A 25,601-nucleotide genomic window follows, 5' to 3' on the forward strand; every position below is an offset into this window, starting at 1 on the left:
CGCCGCCGCTAATCCCTCAACAACAGCGAGCGGACCAGGGGGCGGGGGCCCACCGGTCGCAGCATGGCGCTGGCCGGCCGGGTCCGCACCCGCTGCGGCCACCAGAACCACCGACCCAGGATGGCGGCGACCGACGGGGTCATGAAGGCCCGCACCACCATGGTGTCGAACAGCAGACCCAGGGCGATGGTGGTGCCCACCTGGCCGATCATCAGCAGATCGCTGACGATCATCGACGCCATGGTGGCCGCGAACACCAGACCGGCCATCGTCACGACCCGGCCGGTGCCGCCCATGGCCCGGATGATGCCGGTGTTCAGGCCGGCGCCGATCTCCTCCTTCATCCGGGACACCAGCATCAGGTTGTAGTCCGAACCGACCGCCAACAGCACGATCACCGACATCGCCAGGACGACCCAGTGCAGTTGGATGCCGAGCAGATGCTGCCAGAGCAACACCGACATGCCGAAGGACGCACCCAGTGAGAGCACCACCGTCCCGACGATCACCAGCGCCGCGATGACGCTGCGCGTCATGAACACCATGATCATGAAGATCAGGCAGACCGCGGAGATCGCCGCGATCATCAGGTCGTACTTGGCGCCCTCCACCAGGTCCTTCACCCCGGCCGCCGAACCGGCGAGATAGATCCGGGAGCTCTCCAGGGGCGTTCCCTTCAGCGCCTCTTCCGCGGCGATGTAGATCGGTTCGACCAGCGCCATGCCCTCCGGGGTCGCCGGGTCACCGCGTTGGGTGACGAGCATCCGGGCGGCTTTGCCGTCCGGGGACAAGAAGATCTCCATGACCCGCTGGAAGTCCTTGTTCTCCAGCGCTTCCGGCGGCAGATAGAACGAGTCGTCGTTGTGCGACGCGTCGAACGCCTTGCCCATCGCGGTGGCGTTCTCGCTCGACGACTCCATCTGATCGAAGATGCCGGACATGGTGGCGTGCATGGTCAGGATCATGGTCCGGCTGGATTCCATCGTTTCGATCATCTGCGGGAACTGCACCAGCATCTGCGGCATCAGCGCATCGAGCCGGTCCATGTCCTCGACGAGTTCCTCCATCTTCTCGGTCATCTCGTTGATGCCGTCGAGGGCGTCGAAGATCGACCGGATCGACCAGCAGATGGGGATGTTGTAGCAGTGCGGTTCCCAGTGGAAGTAGTTGCGGATCGGCCGGAAGAAGTCATCGAAATCGGCGATGTGGTCGCGTAGATCCCTGGTCGTGTCCAGCAATTCGTGTGTGGTGCCGACCATGCTGTGGGTGGTCGCGACCATCTTTTCCATCAGGCTCTGCATGCGCCGCATCAACGCGATGGTCTCGGTCAGCTCGTCGGCCTGCTTGAGCATGTCGTCCATGCGGGCCCGCTGGAACGGCAATGCGAGCCGCTGACTGGCCTGCGACATGCTCAGCATGAACGGGATCGTGGTGTGCTCGATCTGCCGGCCCTCGGGCCGCGTCACCGACTGCACATTGGCCACGCCGGGCACCTCGAAGATCTTCTTGGCGACCTTGTTCAGAACCAGCAGATCCGCCGGATTGCGCATGTCACGGTCGGCCTCGATGAGCACCACGTCGGGGACCGACATCGCCGAGGCCGGGAAATGCCGGGCGGCCGCCTTGTATCCCTCGCTCGCCGGGATGTCGTCGGGGATGAACTCCTGGTCGCTGTAGCTGGGGTTGTAGCCGGGCAGTGTCAGCAGGCCCACCAGCGACAGCGCCACCGCCGCGGTCAGGATCGGCACCGGCCACCGCACCACCGCGGTGCCGATGCGGCGCCAGCGGTGCGTCATCACCCGCCGTTTGGGTTCGAACAACCCGAACCGGCTACCCAGGGCGATCGTCGCCGGAACCAGGGTGAGCGCCACCGCGACCGCGACGAGCAGACCCACCGCCCCCGGGATGCCGAGCGGTTGGAAGTGCGGCAGTCGGGTGAAGCTCAGACAGGCGATCGCGCCCGCGATGGTCAGACCCGATGCCAGCACGACCTTCGCCACGCTGCGATAGGTGGTGAAGTAGGCGGAGTCGCGGTCCTCACCGGCCTCCCGGGCCTCCTGGTAGCGGCCGAAGAAGAAGATGCCGTAGTCGGTGCCGGCCGCGATACCGACCGACACGAGCAGATTGACGACGTAGGTGGTGAGCCCCACCCAGCCCTGCAAGCCGAGGTACGCCACCAGGCCGCGGGCGACCTGCAACTCGACGGCGACCGTCAGCAACAGCACGATCACCGTGAGGAACGACCGGAAGAAGAACAGCAGCATCAAGAAGATCACCGCGACGGTCACCAGGGTGATGAGGATGACCGTGGCGGTGCCGCTGTCCCCGGCATCCGCGCCCAGTGCGGCCGGACCGGTGACGAACGTCTCCACACCCTCGGGCGCCGGCGTTCGCTCGACGATCTCCTGGACGGCCCGCACCGCTTCGTTCACCTTGGCCTGCCCGAACCTGCCGACGAGGTTCACCTGGACGAAGGCGGCCTTGCCGTCGTCGCTCTGGGCGGCGCCGGCGGTGAGCGGGTCCCCCCAGAAGTCGCGGATGTGCTGGACGTACTGGGGGTGCTCGCGCAGCTGGCTGATCAGCTGGTCGTAGTACTCGTGGGCTTCCAGGCCCAGCGGTTCCTGACCCTCCAGCACGATGATCGCGATGCTCTCCGAATCCGGTTCGTCGAAGAGCTCGCCCATCCGGTGCATCGCGGCGAAGGCCGGCGCATCGTAGGGAATGAGGGACAGGGATTTCTCTCGTTCCACCGCTTCCAGCGGTGGCACCGCGACCGTCGCCAGCACCGTGAGAGCGACCCAGCCCAGGATGATCAGGACCGAGTACCTACGGATGAACGACGCTACGCGCGGTCGTCGAGGTTCGACGCCGACGCGGTCGAGGACGCTCATGCGGCCTGCAGGAGGCAGGAGGCAAAGGCGTTCACCTGGTTCGAGACCTTTTCTTCCTTGACCTCGTCATCGACCATGATGCGGCAACCGATGCTGTTGCTGTCGCCTTGCGCCATGATGCTTCCCAGTGCGGTGGTCTTGCTGATCTCCATCTGCAACGACCAGGGCAGCGCCACATTCTCGATGAACTGCGGATCGGTGTTCTCATCGAAATAGCTGATGCTCGCGGTCGTGCCGGGCGGCCCGAACACCTCGTAGGTCAGCCGCTTCGGGTTGAACGTGGTCACCTCGTTCTGGAGAGCAGCGGCGTAGGTGGGGCGCTTCTCGGAGCCGAAGATACCGTGCAGGCGTGACACGGCGAATCCGCCCGAGCTGAACACCACCAGCGCCAAGAGCGGAATCCAGAAACGCTTCAACAGCCGAAGAATGGTAGCTCTCCTCCCCTGCTACATACCGGGCGTCGCGCGGCCAGATGGCCCCCGACCCGGCGCGTCAGGGCCCGCAACATTGGTCGTTTGAGAGTAAACCATGGGCGATGTCACGCACATAGAAGTCCACCTCACTGCTATCAGAAGTGCTCGTACACAACATGTTCCGCGACATGTCGCCCCGTCGACAAGAGTGTGCCCCAGATGCGCGAGCAGGTGATCGCAGTTACCCGTCGACATTTCGCTGTTTCTGGTGATTCGTGCGCGTTCCGGCGGCGTTCGGAAACCCGGTATCGCTTGCTGAAGGGCGCGGCTCAGCGCGAATCCGCCTGTGATTGCGCGGTTTAGCGGGCAATCAACCGCCGCCGGCCAACGTTGCCAGTTCTCGCGACACGGGAGCCGCGGGAGGGTCTGAGCACCTTTGGTCGCGGGTTGCCGACCATGGATCAGCAAGAATCGCCCGCGCTCACAACGTATTTGACTTCTGTGACGGGCGATCCGCCACCGCGACAGGTGTCCCATCAGTGGCACGCCTGTCCCAGAACAGCGGGCCGTCTCGGTTCGGTCCGGTGCGCTATTCGAGGACTTCCACGGGCCGGGAGCCGGATCCGAGGAAGTCGTCCAGGTAGGCCGGCGGCCGCAGGTTCAGCAGCTGTTCGCGATCGGCGGCCAGATCCTCGTAGGTGAGCGCGGCGATCTGGGCCACCGAACAGGACAGCCGGGAGTCCGGGGTGCCGCGGCGAAGGATCCCGACGCCGAAGTCGCAGTCGAGGACGGCCACCCGCAGATCGTCCCGGGTGCTTCTGAGGTGGACGATCGCCTTCCACACGTCACCGCTCCAGCCGAGGAACCGGGCCTTCCACCACGGTGTCGCGGCGCGGTACTCGGCGTATGAGCCCGCGGGCCGGCCGACCGAGGGAAACCTGGGGTTACAGTCGTGCAGGACGACGATGCCGTCGTCCCGCAGATGGCGCAGGGTGTGGTCGACATCCCGCATCACCTGCTCGTAGGTGTGCAGGCCGTCGATGAGGGCGACATCGATCCCGCGGCGTTCGAGGAACTCCGACCGGGTCGCGAAGAACTCGTCGCTGGTCATCGGGAAGTAATGGGTGGCCGCGGCCTGTGCGTCGGCCCGCCGACGCGTGCGTGCGGTCATCCGGAACCGGGGGTCGACGGCGATTTTCTCGTGTGCGGCGATTCTCCGGAACGCGGCGCCGCGGGAGACGCCGACCTCGAGATAGACCGGATCCGCCCTGCCGGCGAGCGCACGCTGGACGACCGTGATCCGGTTCATCGCCGAGTCGCCTTCAGTGTCCGCATCCCACTCCCCTTCATCCCTTCTCGGATCGACAACTCGCCATCGCGAACTGCTCGAGCAGGTCGGTGGCGGTGGTGAGTGCCTCGTCCGGCGTCGTCGTCCCCGCCGCCAGATCCCGGGCCCGCCCGAGATAGCCTGGGTCGAGGATCTCCCGCAGGTCGCCGACGAGGCTCTCATAGGTAAGATCGGAAAACCGCCGTCCGTAACCGACTTTCAACCGTTTCAGCTGCGCCGCCCAGAACGGCTGATCACCGGCGGTCCAGAAGATCAGCATCGGTAACCCGGCGCGCAACCCGGCGGCGAGGGTGCCGGACCCGCCGTGGTGGACGAGGGCCCGGCATGCGGGCAGTATCCTGCGGAAACGGATTGCTTTGACCACCTTCACCTGATCCAGGCGGTCGATCTCGCCGTAGTCGGTCCACCCGGAGCAGATCAATGCCCGCTCACCCAACTCGTCACAGGCGGCCGCCAGCATCTCGATCAGCTCCGCCGGAGAGTTCACCGGCATGCTGCCGAAGCTGAAGCAGATCGGCGCCGGGCCCGCGGCGATCCAGGCCGCCACCTCGTCGTCGGCGTCCGTCGAGAGATCGAGTGTCAGGGCGCCGACGAACGGACGCCTGTCGGACAGGGCGGCCCACTCGGCTGCCAGGCCCGGGAAGCAGACCTTCTCATATGCCTGGATCTCCAACGTGCCCCGTTCGGTGATGCGCCGGGGTGACGACGAGGTCGCCTTCGGAAGTCCCAGGGCCGACCGTTGGGCGTCCTCGGCCTTCTTGTTCATCCGCCAGATGAACCAGTCGTTGGCCGCCATGGCTGAACGTGCCAGCCGGCGCGGCACCATCGGGAACAACCGGCCGTGCGGCCGCATCGGGAAGTAGTGCAGGGTTGCCAGCGGGATGTCGTAGTGTTCGGCGACGTTGACGGCGAGGTCCTGATAGATCTGGCCGGTGAAGAGGATGTCGGCGCCCTCGGTCAGGGCGGTGAGCTCGACGCTCATGTCCATCCAGAACGCGGTGACCGGTTCCCAGGCCTCGCGTACCAGCCGGATGGGTTCCCGGATCGTCCACAACCGCCGGAAGAACCGCGACATCAGCGTGCTCAGGAAGTCGTCATCCCAGAACTCGCGGACATCCGGCCCGTAGCGCACCGCGGACAGCCCTGCCGCCTCCGCGAACCCGATGAGGTTCTCCGGCACGCCGATCTTCACGTCATGGCCGCGGCGCATCAGTTCCCGCCCCACCGCAATGGACGGCTCTATGTCACCCCGGGTGCCATAGGCTGCCAGTGCGAATTTCATGGGCCCCTATGCGGTTCCGATGCGGGCGTGGGTTTCCATCAGATCGGCCGCCTGCGCCACGCTCACAGCAGGTTCGGTCATGTGCGCTGCGATACGGCGGGCGTGTTCGGCATGGTCCGGGGCCAGGATCCGGCGCAGGTCGGCGATCAACGTATCCGCTGTCGTCGCCGAAAGGCGCCGCTTGGTCCCCACTTTCAATCGTTTGAGCTGGGCTCCCCAGAACGGCTGGTCCCCTGCCGTCCACAGGGCCAGCGCAGGCACCCCGGCGCGCAGACCGGCGGCCATCGTCCCGGAGCCGCCCTGATGGACGACGGCCCGGCAGTGCGGGAACACCGCTCCGTAGTTGACGGCGCCGACGACCTTGACGTCCGGGGATGCCGGCACATCACTCATGTCGGTCCCGCCAGCGCAGATCAGCGCGCGTTCACCGAGTTCCGCACACGCCGTCCGGATCATCCGCACCGTTTCCGCCGGAGACTCCACCGGGATGCTTCCCAGGGCGAATCCTATTGGTGGTGAGCCGGTTTCGATCCATGATCGCACCTCGTCCTCGGCGCCGGTGACCAGCTCCATCGTCAGCGCTCCGACGAACGGCCGGCGCGGCAGCCGGCCCGACCACTCCTCGCGCAGGCCCGGGAAACACACCGCGTCGTAGGCCTGGATCTCGAGCACTCGGCGGTCCGCCACCCGCAGTGACAACGGGCGTCTCGCCGGCGGCAGGCCCAGTTCGAGTCGCTGTTGTTCCTCCGCCTTCCTGGACAACTGCCACGCCATCCAGTCGTAGACGACCATTCCGGTGCGGGTCAGCGGCGGCGGTGACAGTCGGAACAGCCGGCCGTTCGGACGCCAGGGGAACGTGTGCAACGCGACGAACGGGATTCCTTGGTATTCCGCGACATTGGCGACCGCGGCGTCGTACCCGACGCTGGTCGAGATGACATCGGCGCCGTCGGCGAGGGATACCAGCGTCGCGGTCAGCTGTTCCCATTGCTCGGTGTCCCATTGCTGGGTGTAGACCGCCGAGGCCTCCTCGCGTATCCGGTTTCCACGCTCGGCGGAGAACAATCCCCGGGTACCGGTTGTCCACAGATTGCGGTACGCCTCCAGTTTCGGCGCTATCTCGGTGCCGTAGGGCACCGCGGTGAGACCGGCGTCCTCGGCAAAGCCCACCAGGTCGGGCGGGACGGCCAGCCGCACGTCATGGCCCCTGTGCTGCAACTCGCGTCCGACCGCTACGGAAGGCTCGACGTCGCCACGCGTGCCATAGCTGGCCATCGCGATTCTCACAGCGTCGCCGCCCTCCGACTCTCCGGTGAAATCTGGACTCCCCCAGGATGATGTCGCTCATTATCACTGACCGCGGGCGCGGCTGTGAGCGAACAGGCAACCCTGAGCGGGGGCGTGATTTGCGAGAAAACCGTTCAGCAAACGGCAAATTGACTCAATCAACGCTCTGGCCAGCAACGCCGATCGCGGTGGAGATCCGAGCAATGGCCGTCCGGGTTCATCTCGGCCGCGAAATTTCGGGGCGTCCGGTCAGCGCGCCATCCCGAGACGGCGCCGGGCCCGGCGCCGGACTTCCGGGGCCAGGGCGTCCGCGACCAGGATGTCCGGCAGGAGTCCGGGTTCGGACATCATGGCGCGAAACACCAGTCCGATCGTGACGCCGTGGTCGGGGCGGTCGGTGACGGTGACGGGATCGCCGGCGCGGACCCGTCCCGGATTGATCACCCGCAGGTAGGCGCCCGGCTTACCGGCGCGGGTGAAGGTGTCGGCCCAACCCCGGATACCGAGGAATGTGGTGAAGGTCCGGCAGGGCGTCCGGGGGCGGGACACCTCCAGGACCAACCCGTCCGACCCCAGCCGCCACCGCTCGCCGATCACCGCGCCGGTCACATCGACGCCGAGGGTGGTGAGGTTCTCGCCGAACATGCCGTTTGCCAGGTCGCGGTCCAGCGTCCGCTCCCAGCCGTCGAGGTCCTCGCGTGCATAGGCGTAGACGGCCTGATCGTCGCCGCCGTGATATCTACGGTTTCCGATCAGGTCGCCGTCCAGCCCGCTGCCCGGCCCGCTGCGGCGGTCACCCGGCGCGCGCACCGCCACGGCCGCCGTGGTGGGTCGTTTGTCGATACCGGATCGCCCGTTCGGACCATCCGAGTAGCGCTGAGCGATGTTCACCGATACGACAGTCGACACGACGCAACTGTACGGCGGCGGGACGTCACCGCCGACTCCATCGGCCGGCGCAACGCCGCCCCTCGAAAGTGATCCCGATCAGATCGGTCGCCAACGTCGCGCCGGTCGTGTCACAGTGGAGACATTGTGTTCGAGAAAGACACCGCACCTGTCTGGCGCGACCCGCTGTCCCTCGGCTGGCAAGCCCATCGGGGGTTGCTGCTGCTGCGGCTGCGTTGGCACGCCTCATCGAGTCGCCGTGACGAACGGGGAGTCACCACCCTGCTCCGCCCGTCCCGCGTGCTCGGCCGCCTGCCCGTCCGCCCGGTGCTGCGGCCGCGGACCCGTACCACCGGCCACCGGCCGGAGTAGGGCAGCCCGGCGGCACCGGAGCCGCACCGGTGCCGCAGGCTCAACCCGTGCTGACGAAGTCGTCCCAGTTCGACGCGAGGTAGTCGACGAACCGGGGGCCGACCGCCTCGGCGGCGAGGTGCTCGGCTGACACCGGCAGCGGCGCAGCCCGATAGGCCGGGTCGGCCAGCACCTGACGGGCGAAGTCGTGGTGGACGATCGCCGCCTTGCCGATCAGGACGAAATCGGCGCCGCTGTCCAGACACCGGCGCGCCGACTCGGCATCGGTGATCTTGCCGGCCACCCCGACCCGGGTGTCGCCGCGGGGCAGGTCCATGAACAGCTCGATCAGCCGGCGGCCACGGTGGGCCTCCTCGTACGGCTCCTTGAACGCGTCCCACAGCGACAGATCGAGGTAGTCCAGCTGACCGTCGGCCAGCACCTCCCCCGCCAGCGCCCGCGCCTCGTCGAGGACGATGCCGTAACGCTCGGGGGACAACCGCAGGCCGAGTTGGAAGTCCGGTGACGTGGCGGCCCGGATCCCGGCGATGATCTCGTGCACGATGCGGAACCGGTTCTCGGGTGACCCGCCGTACCGGTCGGTGCGGTGATTGTGCCGGACGTCGAGGAACTGGGCCACCAGATATCCGTGGGCGCCGTGGATCTCGGCGCCGTCGAAGCCTGCCTTCTCGGCCCGGACGGCGGCGTCGACGAAATCCTGGACCACCTGCTCGACCTGCGCCGTCGTCAGCGCGGTGACGCCCTTGTCCGGATCGTCCCACGGCGCCACGACCGGCAATCCGGTCAGCCGGGCTTCGGCGCGGCGGCCCCCGTGGTGCAGCTGGACCGTGGCGACCGCACCGGCCGCGCGTATCCCGGCGGCCAGCCGGGTCAGCCCCGGAAGGTGGCGGTCGTGCCACACCCCGAGCTGTCCCGGGAACGCCTGCCCGGCCTGGCTGACGTGGGCCGCGCAGGTCATCACCATCGCGAAACCGCCCTCGGCCCGCCGGACCAGCCAGTGGTGCTCGTCGTCATGCAGAGTGCCGTCGGCGTTGCTCTGCATGTTGGTCAACGGCGCCAACGCCAGCCGGTTGCGCCAGGTGGGCCCGTGCGCGAACCGCAGCGGTGCGGACAGATCGGTCATCGGCACCATCTCATCACGGCGCCGGCCGCACATGCCCGGCGCCGGACGGTGATCGCTCGTCAGGACGCCGACACCAGCAGTTCGGAGTCGCGGGACAGTTCGGCGCGGGCGCGCCGCTCCACGAGCAACGGGACGAATTCGCGTATCGGAGACTGCTCGAACCGGGCGTGGGCGTTGTGCACCACGTCAGCCACCCGCTCGGGCGCGACGTCGGTGTAGCGGGCTGCCAGTCGCTCCACGACCTGGTCGATCAGCATGGACTCGCTGATTTGCGCCACATCGGGTAGCTTGCCCCACGCCCCCGGGCCCGTCAACGGGATCCACGTCACTTTCGGCGGCGTGTCGGCCGGGATCACAGTCGCCCCCGCCGACGGTCCCCCGGCGCTCCTCGGCCCCTACCGGGACTCGCCGACGACGGCGTGGATGCGGCCCCGCGGGTACGGCAGGTCGATGCCGTGTTCGTCGTAGGCGCGCAGGATCTCCCGGCGCAGCCGGCGCTGCACCGCCCACTGCTCGTTGGGGCGGGTCTTCACCGTCATCCGCAGTGTGAGCAGATCCGGGGACAGCTCCTGAATGCCGAGCATCTCCGGCTTGCCCAGCACCTTGTCGGCCAGCGACTCGTCGGCGAGGGCCCGCTCGGCCGCCTCCACCGCCACCTGCTCGGCGCGGTCCACATCGACCGTCAGCGCCACCGGCACCTCGACCCGCGCCACGGCGTACTCCTGACTCATGTTCCCGACCCGCAGGATCTCGCCGTTGCGGACGTACCACAGGGTGCCGTCGATGTCGCGGACGGTGGTGATGCGCAACCCGACGGTCTCCACCTGGCCGACGACCTCGCCGAGGTCCACGATGTCGCCGACCCCGTACTGGTCCTCGAGCAGCATGAACACCCCGGTGACGAAGTCCCTCACCAGGTTCTGCGCGCCGAAGCCGATCGCCAGGCCGACGACGCCCGCCGACGCGATGAACGGGGCGATGTTCACTCCCAGCACGCTGAGGATCGCCAGGCTGACCCAGATGATCAGCACGATCGACACCGTCGACTTGAGCACCGAGCCGATCGTCTTGGCTCGTTGCTGCCGCCGCTCGGCGATCTTCTGGCTGGTCGCGCCGGAGGACTTACGGTCGCGCAGCGGCCGCAGCAGCAGCGGCCTGGTGTGCGGATGTCCGTCGGATCTGCCCATGCGGCCGGTGGCGCGGTCGATCATCCGGTGCAGCACGAGCCTGGCGATCAGTGCCGCGACGAGGTAGGCGACGATGCGGATCGGCACCTCGATCAGCCAGTGCTGACTCGTCTCCGTCCATTCGAGTGCGACCCAGGTGGCGGGCGTGAAGCCAAGATCCATACGTTCGACGGTAGTGGTAACCGCGCCACCGGCCCAGGCGACGGACCCGTTGATCAGGCCCAGACACCCTCCTCGCGGTACCGGATCTCCTTCTGGATCCATTCGTTGTCCTGCGGGAAGTCCTCGACGTCGTTGATCCGGCGCACCTCGAGCCGGGCGCCGGGGCCGAGCGGGCATTTCGCCGCCCACTGCCTGGCCTCGTCCTTGGAGGACACCTCGAGAATCCAGAACCCGTTGAACAGTTCTCGGGCGTCGGGGTAGGGGCCGTCGGTCACCACCGGCGGGTTCTGGTCGAAGTTCACGACGAACCCCTCCTCGGGGCCGGCCAGGCCCTCCCCGCCGCGCATCACCCCGGCCTTGATCAGTTCCTCGTTGTAACGGCCCATCGCCGCGATGATCTCGTCGAAGTCGACGTTCTCCATCTCCTGCCCCGCTTCGGGGGTGGACCGCATGATCAGCATGTATCGCGCCATGGTGTGCTCCTCACTGGCTGTTGGTGTTGCGTTGACTGGTTCGCAGATATGGACACCCCGGCAGGGGATTTCTCATCGCGGCACGTCCCGCTCGGCCAGTTCCTTCAGATGCCGCAGCGAATTCACCAGGTGTTCGGGCGGGAAGGGCGGGAACCGCATCGCGCGGCGATCGGCCGCCGGCACCTGCGACCAGTCGTATGTCAGCGTGACCCGGGTGCCTGCCGGAGCGCCGGGGGCGTGCTGCGGTGCCAGGTCGTAGCGCCAGATCCAGCCGCCGAACTCGACGGGCCCGGTGGCGTCGGCGCCCCGGCCGGGGATGTGCCGCGGTTCGGCTCCGGGCTGCCAGGCGATCGCGTGCGGCGGGTCGAACACCTCGACCCGGTTCGCGATCTCGTAATGCCGGTGCGGATGGTTCTCGTGGTACATGCCCATCCGGAAGATCTGGCCGGCCCCGGTCAGCCGCGCACCGTCGACCGGTTCGCGCACCCATCCGGTGCCGTCGATCCGCGCGTGGGTGGTCGGATCGGCGAGCACGTCGAACACGGTCCGGGCGGGTGCGTTGACGGTGGTGTGGACTGCCAGGCTCGTCCCGGTCGTCTGAATGTCGCTCATACCGGTACCGACCGGTGGCGGCCCGACGACTCATCGCCGGTTCTGCGTGACTGTGGCGGAATCCGGCGCTCAGAACCGCCACCGCGTCACGTAACGCGCGGCGCACACCGCAATACCGTCTAGCTGTCGTCTCGGACGGCGTCCCGCAGCGGCGCCTTGAGCACCTTCCCGGAGGCGTTGCGGGGCAGGGCGTCCACCACCACGACCCGGGTCGGCTTCTTGTAGGACGCCAGCCTGGTCGAGGTGAACTCGATCAGTTCGTCCGATCCGGGCGGATCGTCCGGATCGCGGGGGACGACGACGGCGACCGGCGTCTCGCCCCATTTCGGGTGCGGCGCGCCCACCACGGCGACCTCCCGCACCTTCAAATGTTCGGCGATGGCGGCTTCCACCTCGGTGCAGTAGACGTTCTCCCCACCGGAGATGATCATGTCCTTGAGCCGGTCGACGACGTAGAGGTAGCCGTCCTCATCGGCGCGCACCAGATCACCGGAGTGGAACCAGCCGCCGCGGAACGCCTTCGCGGTCTCCTCCGGGTTGTCCCAGTAGCCCAGCATCGTCTGCGGTCCGCGGTAGACGATCTCGCCGACCTCGCCCTGCGGGACATCGTTCATGTCGGCGTCCACGATGCGGGCATCGACCAGCGGTACCGGCCTGCCCACCGAACCCAGTTTCTCGATCGTGTCGGCGCCGTCGAGAACGGTTGTCACCGGAGACATCTCGGTCTGCCCGAAAGTGCAGACGTTGGCGGCGTCGGGGAACACCTCCGCCATCGCCCGCAGCAGCGCCGGCGTCGCCGGTGAGGCGCCCCAGGAGATGGTGCGCAACCGCAGCTTGCGGTCCCGCACGGTGGGGCTGGAGCACAACGCCTGCCACTGGGTCGGCACCAGGAACGCGTTGGTCACCCCCTCCGACTCGAGCAGGTCGAGGAACTCCTCGGCGTCGAAACCGCCGGTGGGGGTGATCACCGTGGGATAGCCGAGAATCAGATTGGGCACCAGGGCGCCGATCGCGGCGATGTGGAACATCGGCGAGGTCACCGCGACCACCTCGTCGTTGCGCACGAAGTTGTAGGCCCGGGTGAGGGTCAGCGTCTGGCCGAGCAGGTTCTGGTAGCTCAGCATGGCGCCCTTGGGCCGGCCCGTGGTGCCCGACGTGTACATGATCAGCGCGCAGGTCCGCAGATCGTCGGGGCCGGTTCCGGGGTGCGGCGCGGCCGACGCGACCGCGTCGGTGTAGAGCTCGGCGCCCGGCCCGGCGCCGTCCGGGTCGCTGCCGACGACCAGACACGCCACATCGGAGCGTTGCTCACGCACCCCGGCCACCAACGGTGCCAGGTCCTGTTCCACCACCACCGCTCCGGCGCCGGAGTTCTGCGCCAGGTAGGCCACCTCCGCGGCGACCAGCCGGAAGTTCACCGGGACCGCGATCGCGCCGAGCCGGTTCACCGCGACCAGCGTCTCGACGAACTCGGGTCGGTTGGTGAGCAGGATCAGCACCCGGTCGCCGTGGCCGACGCCCCGGCTCTCCAGCGCGGTGGCCAGCTTGCGGGACCGCTCCTCGAGTTGCGCCCACGTGGTGGTGGCGCCGCGGAACCGCAGGGCCGGACGGTCGGGTTGGCTGCGGGCGTGTTTGCCGACCTGTTCAACCCAGGTCAGGGCGGTGTTCGGGTGCGGTGTCGAGCTGCTCATCGGACCAGGAGTCTATGGGCCGCGGCCGGTGTCGCGCCCTGGCCCTGCCCGCCCGGCTACAGGCCCGCGTTGCGGACCAGTTCCACCGCGTACCGGGCGACGAACGTGCCCGCCGGCGGATGCCCGTTGCAGGCGCCGTCCGACTCGCCGGGGCGTTTGATCCACAGGTAGGCGTCGGCGTGCGCGCCGGCGGTGGCCGTGGTCGGGAAGGCGCCCAGGGCCCGGCCGGGTGGATTGCACCACGCGTCGCTGTCGAGTGGTCCGGCGCCGTTGCGGGAGGTGTCGATCACGTAGTGCGCGCCGCCGGTGAGGCCGGAGATCGCCTCGCCGTAGCCGATGGACTCCTCGGTGGTGAAGAAGTTCGCGGTGTTGAGGCTGAAGCCGCGCGCTCTGGCGACGCCGACCTCGTTGAGCATGCCGGCCATGTCCTCGACGCTCACCCAACGTGGGTGGCCGGCGTCGATGTACACCGCGGTCGCCGGGTTGCGGGTCAGCGTGTCCACCGCGTACCGGATCAGCTCGAAGCGTTCCTGGCGCTGCTCCGACGACAGGCAGCCGGACATCGCCAGCGCATCGGGTTCGAGGATGACCGCGGCCGGGCCCGAGCCGATGGCGGCGGCCACTCCGTCGATCCACCCGCGGTAGGCGGCCGCGGAGCCGAATCCGCCGGCGGCGTAGCTGCCGCAGTCGCGGTGCGGGATGCCGTACAGCGCCAGGATCGGCATCTCCCCGGCCGCCTGCGCGTCGGCGATGTACTTCGCGTCGACGGCGGGGCTGGACAGATGGTCCATCCAGTACGCGGTCGGGGTGTTGACGATGATGTCCAGTTCCGGGCTGGGATCACCTTTCGCGGCGCGCGCGGCCTTCGAGTCCGGGTTCACGTAGAAGGTGTGCCCGGCGAGCGGGTTCGCGTCGCTGACCAGCCGGATCGCCGGTGTGGTCCCGGGAGCGGTCCCCGTGAGCACACCCACGGCCACAGCGGCGACGGTCAGGAGGGGAAGGATCGACCGGGCGGCGGCGTGCGCGGCTGTAGACATCACGTCCACAGAACTTAGCGGGTCTCTACAACACCCATCCAGGAGGTGCCCATCAGTCCTTGTGCGCGGACACCAGGAACCCCGGGAACATCAGCTTTCCGTCCGCCGCCCGCTCGTAGGCGGTCGGCGGCCCGTCGAGCAGGTCTCCGGTGAAATCGTTGACGTACAGCTTGGCCGGCCGTATCTCGTCGACCGTCCACAGCACGCCCACCGTGTCGCGGAGCTCCTCGGCGGTGAACCCGTCCGGGCCGTGCCCGTCGCCGAAGGGGCGCTCGGCGAAGGTCAGGATGAACAGCCGCGCGTTCGGCGCGGCCGCCCGGTGGATCGCCCGGAGGTAGGCCTGGCGTCGATCCACCGGCAGCGCATGCAGCAGGCCGCTGTCGATGATCGTGCTGAACCGGCCGTCGTATCCGCCGAACTCGGTGAGATCGGCCTGCGCGAAGGTCGCGGTGGTCAGCCCGCGTTCGGCGGCGGTCGCGGTGGCGGCGGCGACGGCGGCCGCACTGCAGTCCAGCCCGACGACGGTGTGGCCCCGCGCGGCGAGCTCGAGGGACAGGGCGGCCTCCCCGCAGCCCGCGTCGAGCACCTCGCCCCGCACGGTGCCCTGAACGGGGCACTGAGCGGGGCCCGCGTCGAGGAGCGCGGCCAACTCCGGCTGGGGCGCCCCGATGCTCCACGGCGGCGGGACTCCCCGGCGGTACATGTCGTCCCATTCCATGTCGGGTCTGGACATCAGTGCTCTTCCCTGACGTACTCGCGTTCCCGACGTGCTCGAGGCGGTGTGCTGCGGGTACCCACCACTGTGCCCGCTCGCCGGTGTGTGGTCCACCGTGCGGCGCCGACGCCACGGCCGGGGCGGGGCGGCCGATGCCCGGGCGCTAGGGTGCTGGGGTCGGCCCCAGCGAACAAGCCGATGGAAGAGTTGAGCACACCCATGACCACAGCAGAATCACCGGCGCTCGAAGCCCGGGTCGGCCACTGGTACCAGATGGACAACACCTATCTGGTGGGCCGCGAGAAGCTCCGCGAGTACGCCCGCGCGGTGCAGGACTACCACCCTGCCCACTGGGACGTCGCCGCGGCAGCTGAGCTGGGCTATTCCGATCTGGTGGCGCCGCTGACGTTCACCTCGGCACCGGGCATGACCTGCAACCGGGAGATGTTCGAGTCGGTGGTCGTCGGTTACGACACCTACATGCAGACCGAAGAGGTCTTCGAACAACACCGGCCGATCGTCGCCGGTGATGAACTCACCATCGACGTGGAGCTCACCTCGGTGCGCCGGATCGCCGGCCGCGACCTGATCACGGTGACCAACACCTTCACCGACACCGCCGGCGAGGTGGTGCACACGCTGCACACCACCGTCGTCGGGGTGACCGCCGAGGACGTCGACCCGGCGATCAAGACCGCCGTGCAGAACGCGATGATGCACGACGTCGACATCTTCAGCGTCGGCGAAACCGAGTACCGCAAGACCGTCCGACCCGAGGGCGAGGTCCGCATCTCCGACGGCGGCCTGACCCGCACCCCGGGCACCCCGGCGTTCGAGGACGTCCAAGTGGGCGACGAGCTGGGTGTGCACCATGCCAAGCTGTCCCGCGGCGACCTGGTGAACTACGCCGGCGTCGCCGGTGACGCCAACCCGATCCACTGGGACGAGGACATCGCCAAGCTGGCCGGCCTGCCCGACGTGATCGCCCACGGCATGCTCACCATGGGGCTGGGCGCCGGGTTCGTCTCCAGATGGTCCGGTGACCCGGGTGCGGTGACCCGCTACGCGGTGCGGTTGTCGGCACCCGCGATCGTGTCGGCCAAGGAGGGCTGCGACATCGAGTTCAGCGGCCGGGTCAAATCGTTGGACCCGCAGACCCGGTCCGGCGTCATCGTCGTCACCGCCAAGTCCGGCGGGAAGAAGATCTTCGGTCTGGCGACGATGAACATCCGGTTCCGCTGACTCATCCGGTCACCGCATCGACGCCGCCGGTCGGCGTGATCAGGCCGATGCCGCCGTCGTAGCGGGGATACAACAGCTTGCCGCGGCCGCTGTCCGCATCGGTGAAGAACACGAAGTGCAGGCGGTGGTCGCACAGCCGCGCCAGTGCGGTGTCCTCGGTCAGTGTCGGCGCCGGACGGGAATTCACCACCAGCGCATCGGGACCCGGTTCCCGCGGGGGGTGGACATGGCGTTGCCGGACCAACCGCAGACCCGTCGGCCCGGCCCGGTACACCACCGCCTCCTCTCCCGTTTCGACGTCGGTGAACAGGTGCATGTTGTAGTCCATCGCGTCGAGGATCTCCGAGGCGCACCACGGGGTGGTGCGCGCCGCCGCCACCTCCTTGCGACGGACGATGGTCGCGTGCCCGGGGGCGGTGAGCAGGGTGCGCGTCGAATCGGGCCAGGGCCGCGGCCGCCACGGCCCCCACGCCCGGACGATCTGGCGATCCAGCCGCCTCAGCACCGCATCCCAGCGGTGAGGGCTGTCGTTGAGAGTCTGCATCCGCACCGGCTTGTCGCGCACCAGCAGGTTGATCTGGATCAGGATGGGGTCGTCCGGCGCGGTCGGCGTGCTCAGCCGGACCCGTGCGCCGCCGCCGATACCGCGGTGCCGCAACGCCTCCCGCACGAGACGCTCGACGGTCCGGACCATGTCCGCGGTGTCGGCTTCCGGGTCGAGATCAGAGAACACCCGCACCTCGGGGTACGCCGGGTCCGTTCCCGGCTCGGCGGATACCGACAAGCTGGTCATCGCTCTCAGCTTCTCCTTGCTCACCGTTGGCCAGGCCTCGAGTCTGCGGGCCGACGGCCTCCAAGCCCAGGGCCGAAAGTCCCTAGAACTAGCCCCTAGAACTGAAGAAACCGGCAGGTGTGGAACGGATTCGTGTGACCGGGGCCACACCGCCGCGACGGGCGGCTCAGACCGTCAGCCGGCGGATGATCGACCGCAGGCGGGGCAGGTCCCGGCCGCTGACCAGCTCGCAGCCGTGCCGCTCGGCGAGTTTGCGTGCGGCGGGTGTGAAGTCGTGGTTGGTCACCACCATGGTGCGGGTGCAGTCCTGCATCGGCGCGCCGGCGACGACCTCCTGGACTGCTGCCGCACCGACCGGCCGGGATTGACGTTTGCATTGCACGGCAAGTCGATTGGGCCGGTTGCCGATGATGAGGTCGACACCCCAGTCGCCGGTGACCGACGTCATGATGACCGGCACACCGCAGGAGCGGGCGATCCGGGCGATGTGGTCCTCGAACTCCCGGCCGGACATCGCCGCGGTCGGGTCCTCGCCCGGGGCCGGCGTGGTGACACCGTGGAACACCCCGCGGAGAAAATGCGGCGCCGCCGCGACTGCGGCCGGGACTGTGAGCGCTGCAAGAGAACTCGCGATGAGGTCGAGTCCGGCCAGATAGGCGGCGACGCCCGCGAGGACCGCGAGCACCAGGTACCGTTTGAGACGCGACACGGCGGATCGTAACGCGGCTCGCCGACAGCCGGGCCTCTCGGCGGCTCGGGCGGCTTCAGGCGGCCGGCGTTGTCGCGGCCATACCCTGCAGCGCGCGCCGTAGCTGGGAACGTGCCCGGGAGGCGCGAGACATCACCGTGCCGATCGGGATGTTCATCCTGGCAGCAGTCTCCGAGTAGGTGCAGCCCTCGACGTCGGCGTAGTACAGCACCGTTCGAGATCCCTCGGACAGTTGCTCCATCGCGGCGCGGATCCCGCTGTCGGGCAGGGACTCCAGCACCTCGCGTTCCGCCGACGGCGCTGCGGTGCGCGCATGGGTGTCGTGGTTCGCCACTTCCCGATCGGTGAGGACGTCGAGGGACACCTCGGCCGGGCGCCGTTGCCGACGTCGGTGGTCGTTGATCCACTGGTTGTGCTGGATGCAGAACAACCACGCTTTGAGGTTGGTGCCCTCTTCGAAGGATCCGAACCCGACGAAGGCGCGCATCAGCGTGTCCTGGAGCAGATCCTCGGCATCGGCGTCGGTGCGGGCCAGCCGGCGCGCTCCCCGCGACAACACGTCGATCAGCGGTCCGACCTCCGCGGCGAATCTCGCCTTCAGCGCGCTGTCGGGTTGGATCCGGGCAGAGGGGATGGATGCGGTCATGATCGGTACCTCGGCTGTCGATGTCGGGGCCGGCCCGGCGGTGGGCTGACGAATATCAGCCTGGCGACATCCACGCACGACCGAACCCTTGATTGTCCGTGGTCAGCGATCCGTGGTCACCACGTCGCGGTCACCCGGGGCGCGGCCCGAAGCTGTCTGCGTGAGGTGATGCCCAGCTTGACGAACACTTTGCGCAGGTGCCACTCGACGGTGTGCACGCTGAGGAACAACTGGGCTCCGATCTCCTGGTTGGTCAGGCCGTCAGCGGCCAGCCCGGCGATCTGCGCCTCCTGCGCCGTCAGCTCGTCCCCCGAGGTCAACGGCTGTCTGCGCACCTTCTCACCGACAGCGATCAGTTCCCGGCGGGACCGCTCTGCGAAGCCCTGTGCCCCCATCCTGGTGAACATCCCGTGCGCTTCGTTCAGCTCGCGACGGGCTTCGCCCCGTCGGTGCTCTCGCCGGAGCCATTCGCCGTAGGTGAGATGCACCCGGGCTCGGTGTACCACCACCCGAGACCGACTCAAGTGGTCGAGCGCCTCTCGAAACAACCGGTCGGCTTCGTCGCCATCGGCGAGGAGGGCCCGTGCGCCGGCCAACGCCCCGAGTCCCCACGGCGTGCCGCTGGCTCCGGCACGCTCTTCGATGTCACCGAGCGCCCGGTGCGCGGTGTCCGTCTCACCGACACGCGCGGCGGCTTCCACCAGTTCGTGCAGACACCAGCTGTAGAAACCCAGATCCTCGTACTCGCAGGTCGTCCGCGCGGCGGCGAGAGCCTCACGGTATCGGCCGATCCCGTTGTACAGCAGCGCGGCCGCGTAACCGGTCAGCCCCATCAGACGCCCCTCCCCGCGGGCCTCGCCATCGGCCGCGGCCGCCTCGATCAATCGGGCCGCCTCGACCGCGTCGCCCCGCCAGGCGGCGATGATCAGCCGGTGATACCGGACCGGCCCCCGGTGGTCTGTGGCCGCGGTGATCGACTCCGCCTCGGTGAGCAATGTGTCAGCCAGACCGAACTCGCCGAACAGCAGGTGGACACCAGCCCGATACACCAGGGCCTGGGGCAGACCGGCGAGCGCTCCCGCGTCGCGTGCCTGTCTGACCACCGCCTCCGACAAGGCGTCGACCAGATTCTCGTCCCACAGCTCGTGGCCGGCGGACTCCTGAAGCACGGGAAAGGCCGGCACCAACCAGTGCACGACCTCGGCCGGCCGCGACCGGGCCAGTTCGCACATCGCAGTGAGTGCGACACGCAAAGGCGCTGCGGCGGCGCTGATTCCGCCGACGATGCGCTGGGTCATCCCCTGACAGAACGCATCCACGGCCCGCGACCCTTCCGGCGCACGGGCGAACGCAGCCTGAACCGCGTCGGCCGCCTCGAGCAGCGCACCGGACGGCGCGAGACGCCCGGCGTACATCAGCGCGGCGAACGCTTCCAGATAGCTCTCCCTGGCGGCCGGTGCGTCGACATCCTGAAGCAGCTGAGCGGCGGTGAGCAGGGCCGCGGCGGTCTGGCCGACGGGTGGGCCACCGGCGTCACCGGCCCGGCTCCGCGCGAACTCCAGCTGCGCGCGCAGGTGTACCGCGCGGGCCCATTCGAGTGCGGACAGCGGTGCCCGTTCCGCGATGGCGAGCAGGTCGTGGGCCGCGGCGCTGTCGGCGGCGTCGCGTTTGGCCTGCGCCGCGGCCAGCGCCCGGCGACCACGCAGCCCCGGATCGGCGGTGAGCACCACCGCACGCTCCAAGAACGTCGCGGTTGCCGCTATTCCGCCACGTTGTTGCGCCCTGGCCGCCGACTTCTCCAGTTCGGCCGCGACCGCGTCGTCGGTGCCCGTCACACCATTGGCGGCATGCCAGGCACGGCGATCGGGATCGGCGCCCGGGTCGGTTGCCTCGGCGAGTGCGCGGTGGACCGCACGACGGTCGCGAGGGTCCGCGGCACGGTAGGCCGCCGAGCGCATCAGGGGATGGAAGAACCGCATTCGAGGCCCGAATTGGATCACTCGCGCGGCTTCTGCGGGCGCCAACGCGTCGACCGCGATGCCCATCAGCGCCGCGGCCCGCAGAAACAACGCGGAATCACCGATGGGCTCGGCCGCGGCGATCAGCAGCAGTCGGCGGGTCTGCGCGGGCAGGGCCCGAATCCGGTGGACGTAGTTCTCCTCGATCCGGCTCGGCGCACTGCCGGCACCGGGGCTGACGAATCCGCCCGCCAGTTCGCCCACGGCGTAGGTTCGGGGGACCTCGAGCAGGGCCAGCGGGTTGCCCCGTGACTCGGCCACCAGCCGATCCCGGACGTTGGCGTCGATCGCACCGGGGAACATGTGCTCGAGCAGGGTTCGCGCATCGGCGTCGGCGAGGCCGGGCACCGCCAGCGCAGGAACGCCGACGAGTGCCTCGTGGATGTCGTCGCGGAGGGCGAACACCATCGCCACCGGTTCGGCCATCAACCGGCGCGCGACGAATCCCAGCGTCTGCAACGACACCCGGTCCAGCCACTGGGCATCGTCGATCACACACAGCAGCGGTTGGTCGGCGCCGGCGGCCGCGAGGAGATTCAGCACCGCCAGCCCGACGAGGAAACGGCCCGGAGCGGGCCCGGCGCCACGCCCGAACGCGACGTTCAAGACGTCGCGCTGGGGGGACGGCAGGTCATCGAGCCGATCCAGCAGTGGGGCACACAGTTGGTGCAGTCCGGCGTAGGCCAGTTCCATGTCTGATTCGACTCCGGCTACCTGCACGCAACGCATCCCGGCGGCGTCGCCGAGCAGCTGGCCGAGCAGGGCCGTCTTGCCCACCCCCGCTTCGCCGTGTAACACCAGCACACGCGAACTGCCTGCGCGCGCTGTCGACATCACGTCACGCAGCGTCGCGATCTCGGCCGCGCGGCCGTGCAACACGACGTCGCCGTCCCGGCTCGACATGCCGCACCACCGCCGCTCCGGACCGCACCGCGTCGCCTGGTCACAGTCGGCCCTTCGGCAATCCTATCGGGTCGCCGCAGCGCCGAACCAGCTTCGCTCGGCGGGCAACGGCCGGACCGAGGACGGTCATCGTCGGTTCTCGGCTGCGCTTGCCAGCAGCCAATCCTCGAACCGAACGTCGAAATCCGGCGCGGCGTCGCCGGGAACCAGTGTGCGCTCGTCGATGTCGACACCCCAGTACCGCGCGTTCGGGTCGCCCAGCACCTCGCGGGTGTCGCCGTGCGCCGTCAGCGCGGTGCGGATGAGTTCGGGTAGTCGGTACTGTGCGGGTCCACCGACCTCCACGATGCCGTTGACCGGTGGGCTCACGGCCGCGACGGCGACCGCTTCGGCGACATCGGCCGTGGCCATCGGCTGGATCAGCACGTCCGGTAGGCGGACGACACCGTTCAGAGTCGCCGAATCGGCTATGGTGGCGAGGAATTCGAAGAACTGCGTGGCCCGCACGATGGTAAACGGCACCGGGCCGGCGCCGATCAGGTTTTCCTGCAACAGCTTTGCTTGGAAGTACCCGCTTTGACGCGCCAGTGCATCGGTGCCCACGACCGACAACGCCACATGATGTGACGCACCGGCCTCCGCCTCCGCAGCCAAGAGATTCGCAGTGGACACTCGGAAGAACTCCTGGGCGGCAGCGTCGTCGAACGTGGGTGAATTCGAGACATCCACGACCACGTCGGCGCCGGTCAGCGCTGTGCGGAGGCCCTCCCCGGTGAAGGCGTCGACACCCGTTGACGGCGCCGCGGCCACCGCTCGGTGTCCGTGCTCGACCAGTCCGGTGACAACCTGCGCACCGATTCGTCCGGTGCCGCCGATGACGACGATCCTCATGATGGGCCCCTTCTCTGCTGTCGATCGCGGTTCCGATCGCCAGAACAGATGCGGCGACGGCAATTCATCCGGTGCGCTTCATCACGCTCGGATGAGCTGGTCGGCCCCGTGTGGTTCCGGTGGGCAGCACAGTCAGACCAACGAGAGGATCGATCATGGAATTCCAGGGGCTTCATGTGCTGGTGACCGGAGGCACCGGCGGTATCGGGCTGGCCTGCGCCCGCGCGTTCGCCGAAGCCGGCGCCGAGGTCACCGTGACCGGTCGCGACGCCGGCCGCGGCGCGGCAGCGGCCGGAGCGCATCCGCGCCTCCGGTTCATCCGGGGCGATCTGGCCGACCTCGCATCGGTGCAGAACCTCATCCGGTATGCCGACGCCGTGGACGTCCTGGTGAACAACGCGGCGAGCTTCCCCGGCGCACTGACCGTCGAGCAGGACGCCGAGTCGTTCACCCGGACCTTCGCCACCAACGTCACCGGCACGTACTTTCTGACGGCGGGCCTGATCCCGGGCATGCTGGCGCGTGGACGCGGCAGCATCGTCAACATCACCTCGATGGTGGCCACCAAGGCAGTTCCGGGGGCCTCGGTGTACAGCTCGTCCAAGGCCGCGGTCGAATCGCTCACCCGCTCATGGGCCGTCGAATTCGCGGCCCACGGCATCCGGGTCAACGCGGTCGCCCCGGGGCCGACGAGCACCGACGGGGTGGCCACCGAGTGGGGCGAGACCAACGAGGCTCTGGGCCGGGCCCTGCCCATCGGCCGCACCGCCGATCCCGACGAGATCGCCCAGGCCGTCGTGTTCCTGGCATCGTCGCGCGCCAGCTTCATCACCGGAGCGGTGCTGCACGTCGACGGCGGGGGGATCGCGGTCTGACGAACGTCCGTCGTGTGGATGAGTCTGGGTGAGTCTGGATGAGTTCTGTCGTCCATGGATGTTCCGGGAGACGTCAACACCTTCCGCATCGTCGTCACCACAGACGATCGAGCCCGAGGAGAACGCCATGAGCACGACCGCCGTCCGACCCGTCGCACACCCGGAGCACGATGAGCTGGTCCCATCCCGATACGCGCTGCGCGTCGGCGACATCGAGGTGCTGGTGATCAGCGACGGGGTGTTGCCGTTGCCGGCCGCGACCCTGGCCACCAACGCGGACCGGGCCGAATTGGCGGCCTGGCTGCATGACATGTTTCTGCCGGCGGACCTGTTCGACTGGCCGTTGAACGTAGCCGTGGTGCGCAGCGGTGACCGGACCATACTCATCGATTCCGGCCTGGGACTGGAGTTTCCCGAGTTTCCACGGGCTGGCCGGTTGGCCCACCGAATGCAGGCAGCCGGCATCGAGCCCGCAGCCGTGACCGACGTGGTGCTGACCCACCTGCACATGGACCACGTCGGCGGGTTGCTCACCGACGGGCTCATGGGCCGACTACGGCCGGACCTGCGGGTGCATCTGGCCGCTGCGGAGGCCGAGTTCTGGGCCGCACCCGACTTCTCCCGCACCGCGATGCCGCACCCGGTGCCCGATGTGCTCCGGGCGGTTGCGTCACGATTCCTCGACGTGTACCGCGATCGGTTACGGCCGTTCGACACGCAGTACGAGGTGGCGCCCGGTGTGTCGGTACATCGCACCGGTGGACACACACCGGGGCACAGCATTGTGCGGTTGGAGTCCGGCAAAGACCGACTCACCTTCGCCGGTGATGCGGTGTTCCAGGTCGGGTTCGACAACCCGCAGTGGCACAACGGATTCGAACATGATCCCGAGGAAGCGGCGCGTGTCCGGGTTCGGCTGCTGCAGGAGATCGCGGCATCCGGCGAGACCCTGGTGGCCACCCACCTGCCGTTTCCGTCACTGTGCCGGGTGGCGCCGCGGGGCGAGGCGTTCAGGTTCGTGCCCACCGTGTGGGATCACTGACATCCGGGCCGGGCCCCGGTGTGACCGCGTCGCTAGAACACCCGGATCCAGTCGATGATCATGTCCGCCGGATAGCTGCCTCCGGCCGGCTCACGGCCGCCGGACCCTCCGACGGCGATGTTGAAGACCGGCACCATGGTGTAACCGGGATCGTTGAACGGCCACTCCGGCAACGAGTTCGCCAGCACGGTGAAGAAGGGCTCCTTGCCCGGCTCGTAGTCCTGCCAGAAGTACATGCCCGACGGCAGCCAGGTCATCCGCCAGGTGTGCCAGGCACTGTCCACCGGGTAGTTCTGGGTCTGGAACATCGTACCGTCGAGTTTGGCGTGCACCGTTGCGCCCGACGGCCAGTCCCGGTTGCCGTACCACTCGAAGATGTCGATCTCGGCGCCGCGCACCGGGTCGTCGTTGAGCAGCCAGAACGCCGGCCAGGCGCCGTCGGTCAGGCAGTTGAGTTTGACGCGTGCCTCCCAGGTGGTGCCCACCCCGCCACGCCACAGGCCGACGATCTTGGCGCTGGCGTACTTCTCCCGGATGTTCGCCCCCGGGCCGCGGGTGGCACGGATGACCAGGTTGCCGTTGCCGTCGTGGAAGACGTGCTCCTGGTCGGTGACGTAGCGGCCCATGTTGTACGGCTTGTCCCATTCGACCGGGTTCCGGATCGTCTCCCGCTCCGGAACGATGAACCACTTCGCCGGATCCGGGGGCGACCCCGCCGGCCCGTCGAACTCGTCGGCGAACAGCAGACCAGGCCCGGAGGCCGCCTCCGGTGTGTCCGGTCCCGGAGCCGGCGCATCGAGCACCGGCTGCGCGCCGGCCTGCGGAAGCGGCAGCGCGGCGGCGACCGCACCGAATCCCAGCATCATCATCGCTTGACGGCGGTTCATCATCGGCATGGTTGAACCGTAAATGGCGCAGCGTGGTTCGGGCTGCCTATTCGAGCGGATTCGCGGCGTTTCGTGTTCCGGCCCGGGTGACGGCGCGAAATCCGCACCCGCGTG

Annotated in this window: 23 protein-coding genes; 3 read left to right on the forward strand and 20 right to left on the reverse strand. The window is 68.6% G+C overall.

Going from position 1 to position 25,601, the window contains the following annotated elements:
• Positions 1-8 precede the first annotated feature (8 nt).
• From CKW28_RS23015 to CKW28_RS23085, 14 genes are all read right to left on the reverse strand, one after another.
• Positions 9-2,891 carry an MMPL/RND family transporter gene (locus tag CKW28_RS23015; RefSeq protein WP_040546952.1) on the reverse strand — a complete coding sequence of 961 codons (2,883 nt, stop codon included), beginning with the start codon at positions 2,889-2,891 and terminating at the stop codon, positions 9-11.
• Positions 2,888-3,307 (reverse strand): MmpS family transport accessory protein, encoded by a 420-nt coding sequence (locus CKW28_RS23020; protein ID WP_040546955.1) that lies wholly within the window; start codon positions 3,305-3,307, stop codon positions 2,888-2,890. The genes CKW28_RS23015 and CKW28_RS23020 overlap by 4 nt, the downstream gene beginning before the upstream one ends.
• 586 nt (positions 3,308-3,893) lie before the next feature.
• Positions 3,894-4,613 carry a class I SAM-dependent methyltransferase gene (locus CKW28_RS23025; RefSeq protein ID WP_003925546.1) on the reverse strand — a complete coding sequence of 240 codons (720 nt, stop codon included), beginning with the start codon at positions 4,611-4,613 and terminating at the stop codon, positions 3,894-3,896.
• Positions 4,614-4,650: 37 nt separating this feature from the next.
• Positions 4,651-5,934 (reverse strand): glycosyltransferase, encoded by a 1,284-nt coding sequence (locus CKW28_RS23030; protein WP_040546957.1) that lies wholly within the window; start codon positions 5,932-5,934, stop codon positions 4,651-4,653.
• Between the two features lie 6 nt (positions 5,935-5,940).
• A complete protein-coding gene (locus CKW28_RS23035; protein WP_040546959.1) occupies positions 5,941-7,221 on the reverse strand; it encodes a glycosyltransferase in 1,281 nt (426 codons plus the stop codon).
• A 249-nt stretch (positions 7,222-7,470) separates the two neighbouring features.
• Entirely contained in the window at positions 7,471-8,130 is a 660-nt protein-coding gene (locus tag CKW28_RS23040; RefSeq protein WP_040546961.1) for an MOSC domain-containing protein, read from the reverse strand.
• A 391-nt stretch (positions 8,131-8,521) separates the two neighbouring features.
• Positions 8,522-9,604, reverse strand: a complete 1,083-nt coding sequence (locus CKW28_RS23050) for an NADH:flavin oxidoreductase (RefSeq protein WP_040547428.1) — start codon at positions 9,602-9,604, stop codon at positions 8,522-8,524.
• 59 nt (positions 9,605-9,663) lie between these two features.
• Positions 9,664-9,882, reverse strand: a complete 219-nt coding sequence (locus CKW28_RS23055) for a three-helix bundle dimerization domain-containing protein (RefSeq protein WP_085975151.1) — start codon at positions 9,880-9,882, stop codon at positions 9,664-9,666.
• 117 nt (positions 9,883-9,999) lie between these two features.
• Positions 10,000-10,953 carry a mechanosensitive ion channel family protein gene (locus CKW28_RS23060; RefSeq protein WP_003925553.1) on the reverse strand — a complete coding sequence of 318 codons (954 nt, stop codon included), beginning with the start codon at positions 10,951-10,953 and terminating at the stop codon, positions 10,000-10,002.
• Between the two features lie 53 nt (positions 10,954-11,006).
• Positions 11,007-11,426, reverse strand: coding sequence for a YciI family protein (locus CKW28_RS23065; RefSeq protein ID WP_003925554.1), 420 nt, complete (start codon positions 11,424-11,426; stop codon positions 11,007-11,009).
• Positions 11,427-11,498: 72 nt separating this feature from the next.
• A complete protein-coding gene (locus CKW28_RS23070; RefSeq protein WP_003925555.1) occupies positions 11,499-12,038 on the reverse strand; it encodes an SRPBCC family protein in 540 nt (179 codons plus the stop codon).
• A 119-nt stretch (positions 12,039-12,157) separates the two neighbouring features.
• Positions 12,158-13,729 (reverse strand): long-chain-fatty-acid--CoA ligase, encoded by a 1,572-nt coding sequence (locus CKW28_RS23075; protein ID WP_003925556.1) that lies wholly within the window; start codon positions 13,727-13,729, stop codon positions 12,158-12,160.
• A 56-nt stretch (positions 13,730-13,785) separates the two neighbouring features.
• The gene (locus CKW28_RS23080) at positions 13,786-14,766 is read right to left on the reverse strand and encodes a glycoside hydrolase family 6 protein (protein WP_040547433.1); all 981 of its coding nucleotides are present in this window, start codon (positions 14,764-14,766) and stop codon (positions 13,786-13,788) included.
• Positions 14,767-14,818: 52 nt separating this feature from the next.
• Complete coding sequence (locus CKW28_RS23085) at positions 14,819-15,499, reverse strand: class I SAM-dependent methyltransferase (RefSeq protein ID WP_040546964.1); 681 nt, start codon at positions 15,497-15,499, stop codon at positions 14,819-14,821.
• A 201-nt stretch (positions 15,500-15,700) separates the two neighbouring features.
• Between CKW28_RS23085 and CKW28_RS23090 the strand changes: the two genes are divergently transcribed.
• The gene (locus CKW28_RS23090) at positions 15,701-16,723 is read left to right on the forward strand and encodes a fused (3R)-hydroxyacyl-ACP dehydratase subunits HadA/HadB (RefSeq protein WP_003925559.1); all 1,023 of its coding nucleotides are present in this window, start codon (positions 15,701-15,703) and stop codon (positions 16,721-16,723) included.
• A 1-nt stretch (position 16,724) separates the two neighbouring features.
• Here the strand turns inward: CKW28_RS23090 and CKW28_RS23095 are convergent, their stop codons facing one another.
• The 5 genes from CKW28_RS23095 to CKW28_RS23115 all read right to left on the reverse strand — a co-directional run bounded on the left by CKW28_RS23095 (position 16,725) and on the right by CKW28_RS23115 (position 22,683).
• On the reverse strand, positions 16,725-17,516 hold the full coding sequence (locus CKW28_RS23095) for a sigma 54 modulation/S30EA ribosomal C-terminal domain-containing protein (RefSeq protein ID WP_003925560.1): 792 nt from the start codon (positions 17,514-17,516) through the stop codon (positions 16,725-16,727).
• A gap of 166 nt (positions 17,517-17,682) precedes the next feature.
• Positions 17,683-18,225, reverse strand: a complete 543-nt coding sequence (locus CKW28_RS23100; RefSeq protein ID WP_003925561.1) for a restriction endonuclease — start codon at positions 18,223-18,225, stop codon at positions 17,683-17,685.
• Between the two features lie 55 nt (positions 18,226-18,280).
• Positions 18,281-18,871: a sigma-70 family RNA polymerase sigma factor gene (locus CKW28_RS23105; protein ID WP_003925562.1), complete on the reverse strand. Its 591-nt coding sequence runs from the start codon at positions 18,869-18,871 to the stop codon at positions 18,281-18,283.
• Positions 18,872-18,987: 116 nt separating this feature from the next.
• On the reverse strand, positions 18,988-21,792 hold the full coding sequence (locus CKW28_RS23110) for an ATP-binding protein (RefSeq protein ID WP_003925563.1): 2,805 nt from the start codon (positions 21,790-21,792) through the stop codon (positions 18,988-18,990).
• A 126-nt stretch (positions 21,793-21,918) separates the two neighbouring features.
• The gene (locus CKW28_RS23115; protein WP_003925564.1) at positions 21,919-22,683 is read right to left on the reverse strand and encodes an SDR family oxidoreductase; all 765 of its coding nucleotides are present in this window, start codon (positions 22,681-22,683) and stop codon (positions 21,919-21,921) included.
• Positions 22,684-22,838: 155 nt separating this feature from the next.
• Here CKW28_RS23115 and CKW28_RS23120 point away from each other — a divergent pair, with 155 nt between their 5' ends.
• On the forward strand, positions 22,839-23,558 hold the full coding sequence (locus tag CKW28_RS23120; protein ID WP_040546966.1) for an SDR family NAD(P)-dependent oxidoreductase: 720 nt from the start codon (positions 22,839-22,841) through the stop codon (positions 23,556-23,558).
• Positions 23,559-23,685: 127 nt separating this feature from the next.
• Positions 23,686-24,600 (forward strand): MBL fold metallo-hydrolase, encoded by a 915-nt coding sequence (locus CKW28_RS23125; protein ID WP_003925566.1) that lies wholly within the window; start codon positions 23,686-23,688, stop codon positions 24,598-24,600.
• A gap of 32 nt (positions 24,601-24,632) precedes the next feature.
• Here the strand turns inward: CKW28_RS23125 and CKW28_RS23130 are convergent, their stop codons facing one another.
• A complete protein-coding gene (locus CKW28_RS23130; protein WP_040547436.1) occupies positions 24,633-25,487 on the reverse strand; it encodes a glycoside hydrolase family 16 protein in 855 nt (284 codons plus the stop codon).
• Positions 25,488-25,601: the final 114 nt, after the last annotated feature.

Source organism: Mycolicibacterium thermoresistibile, assembly GCF_900187065.1.
Classification (GTDB): Bacteria; Actinomycetota; Actinomycetes; order Mycobacteriales; family Mycobacteriaceae; genus Mycobacterium; species Mycobacterium thermoresistibile.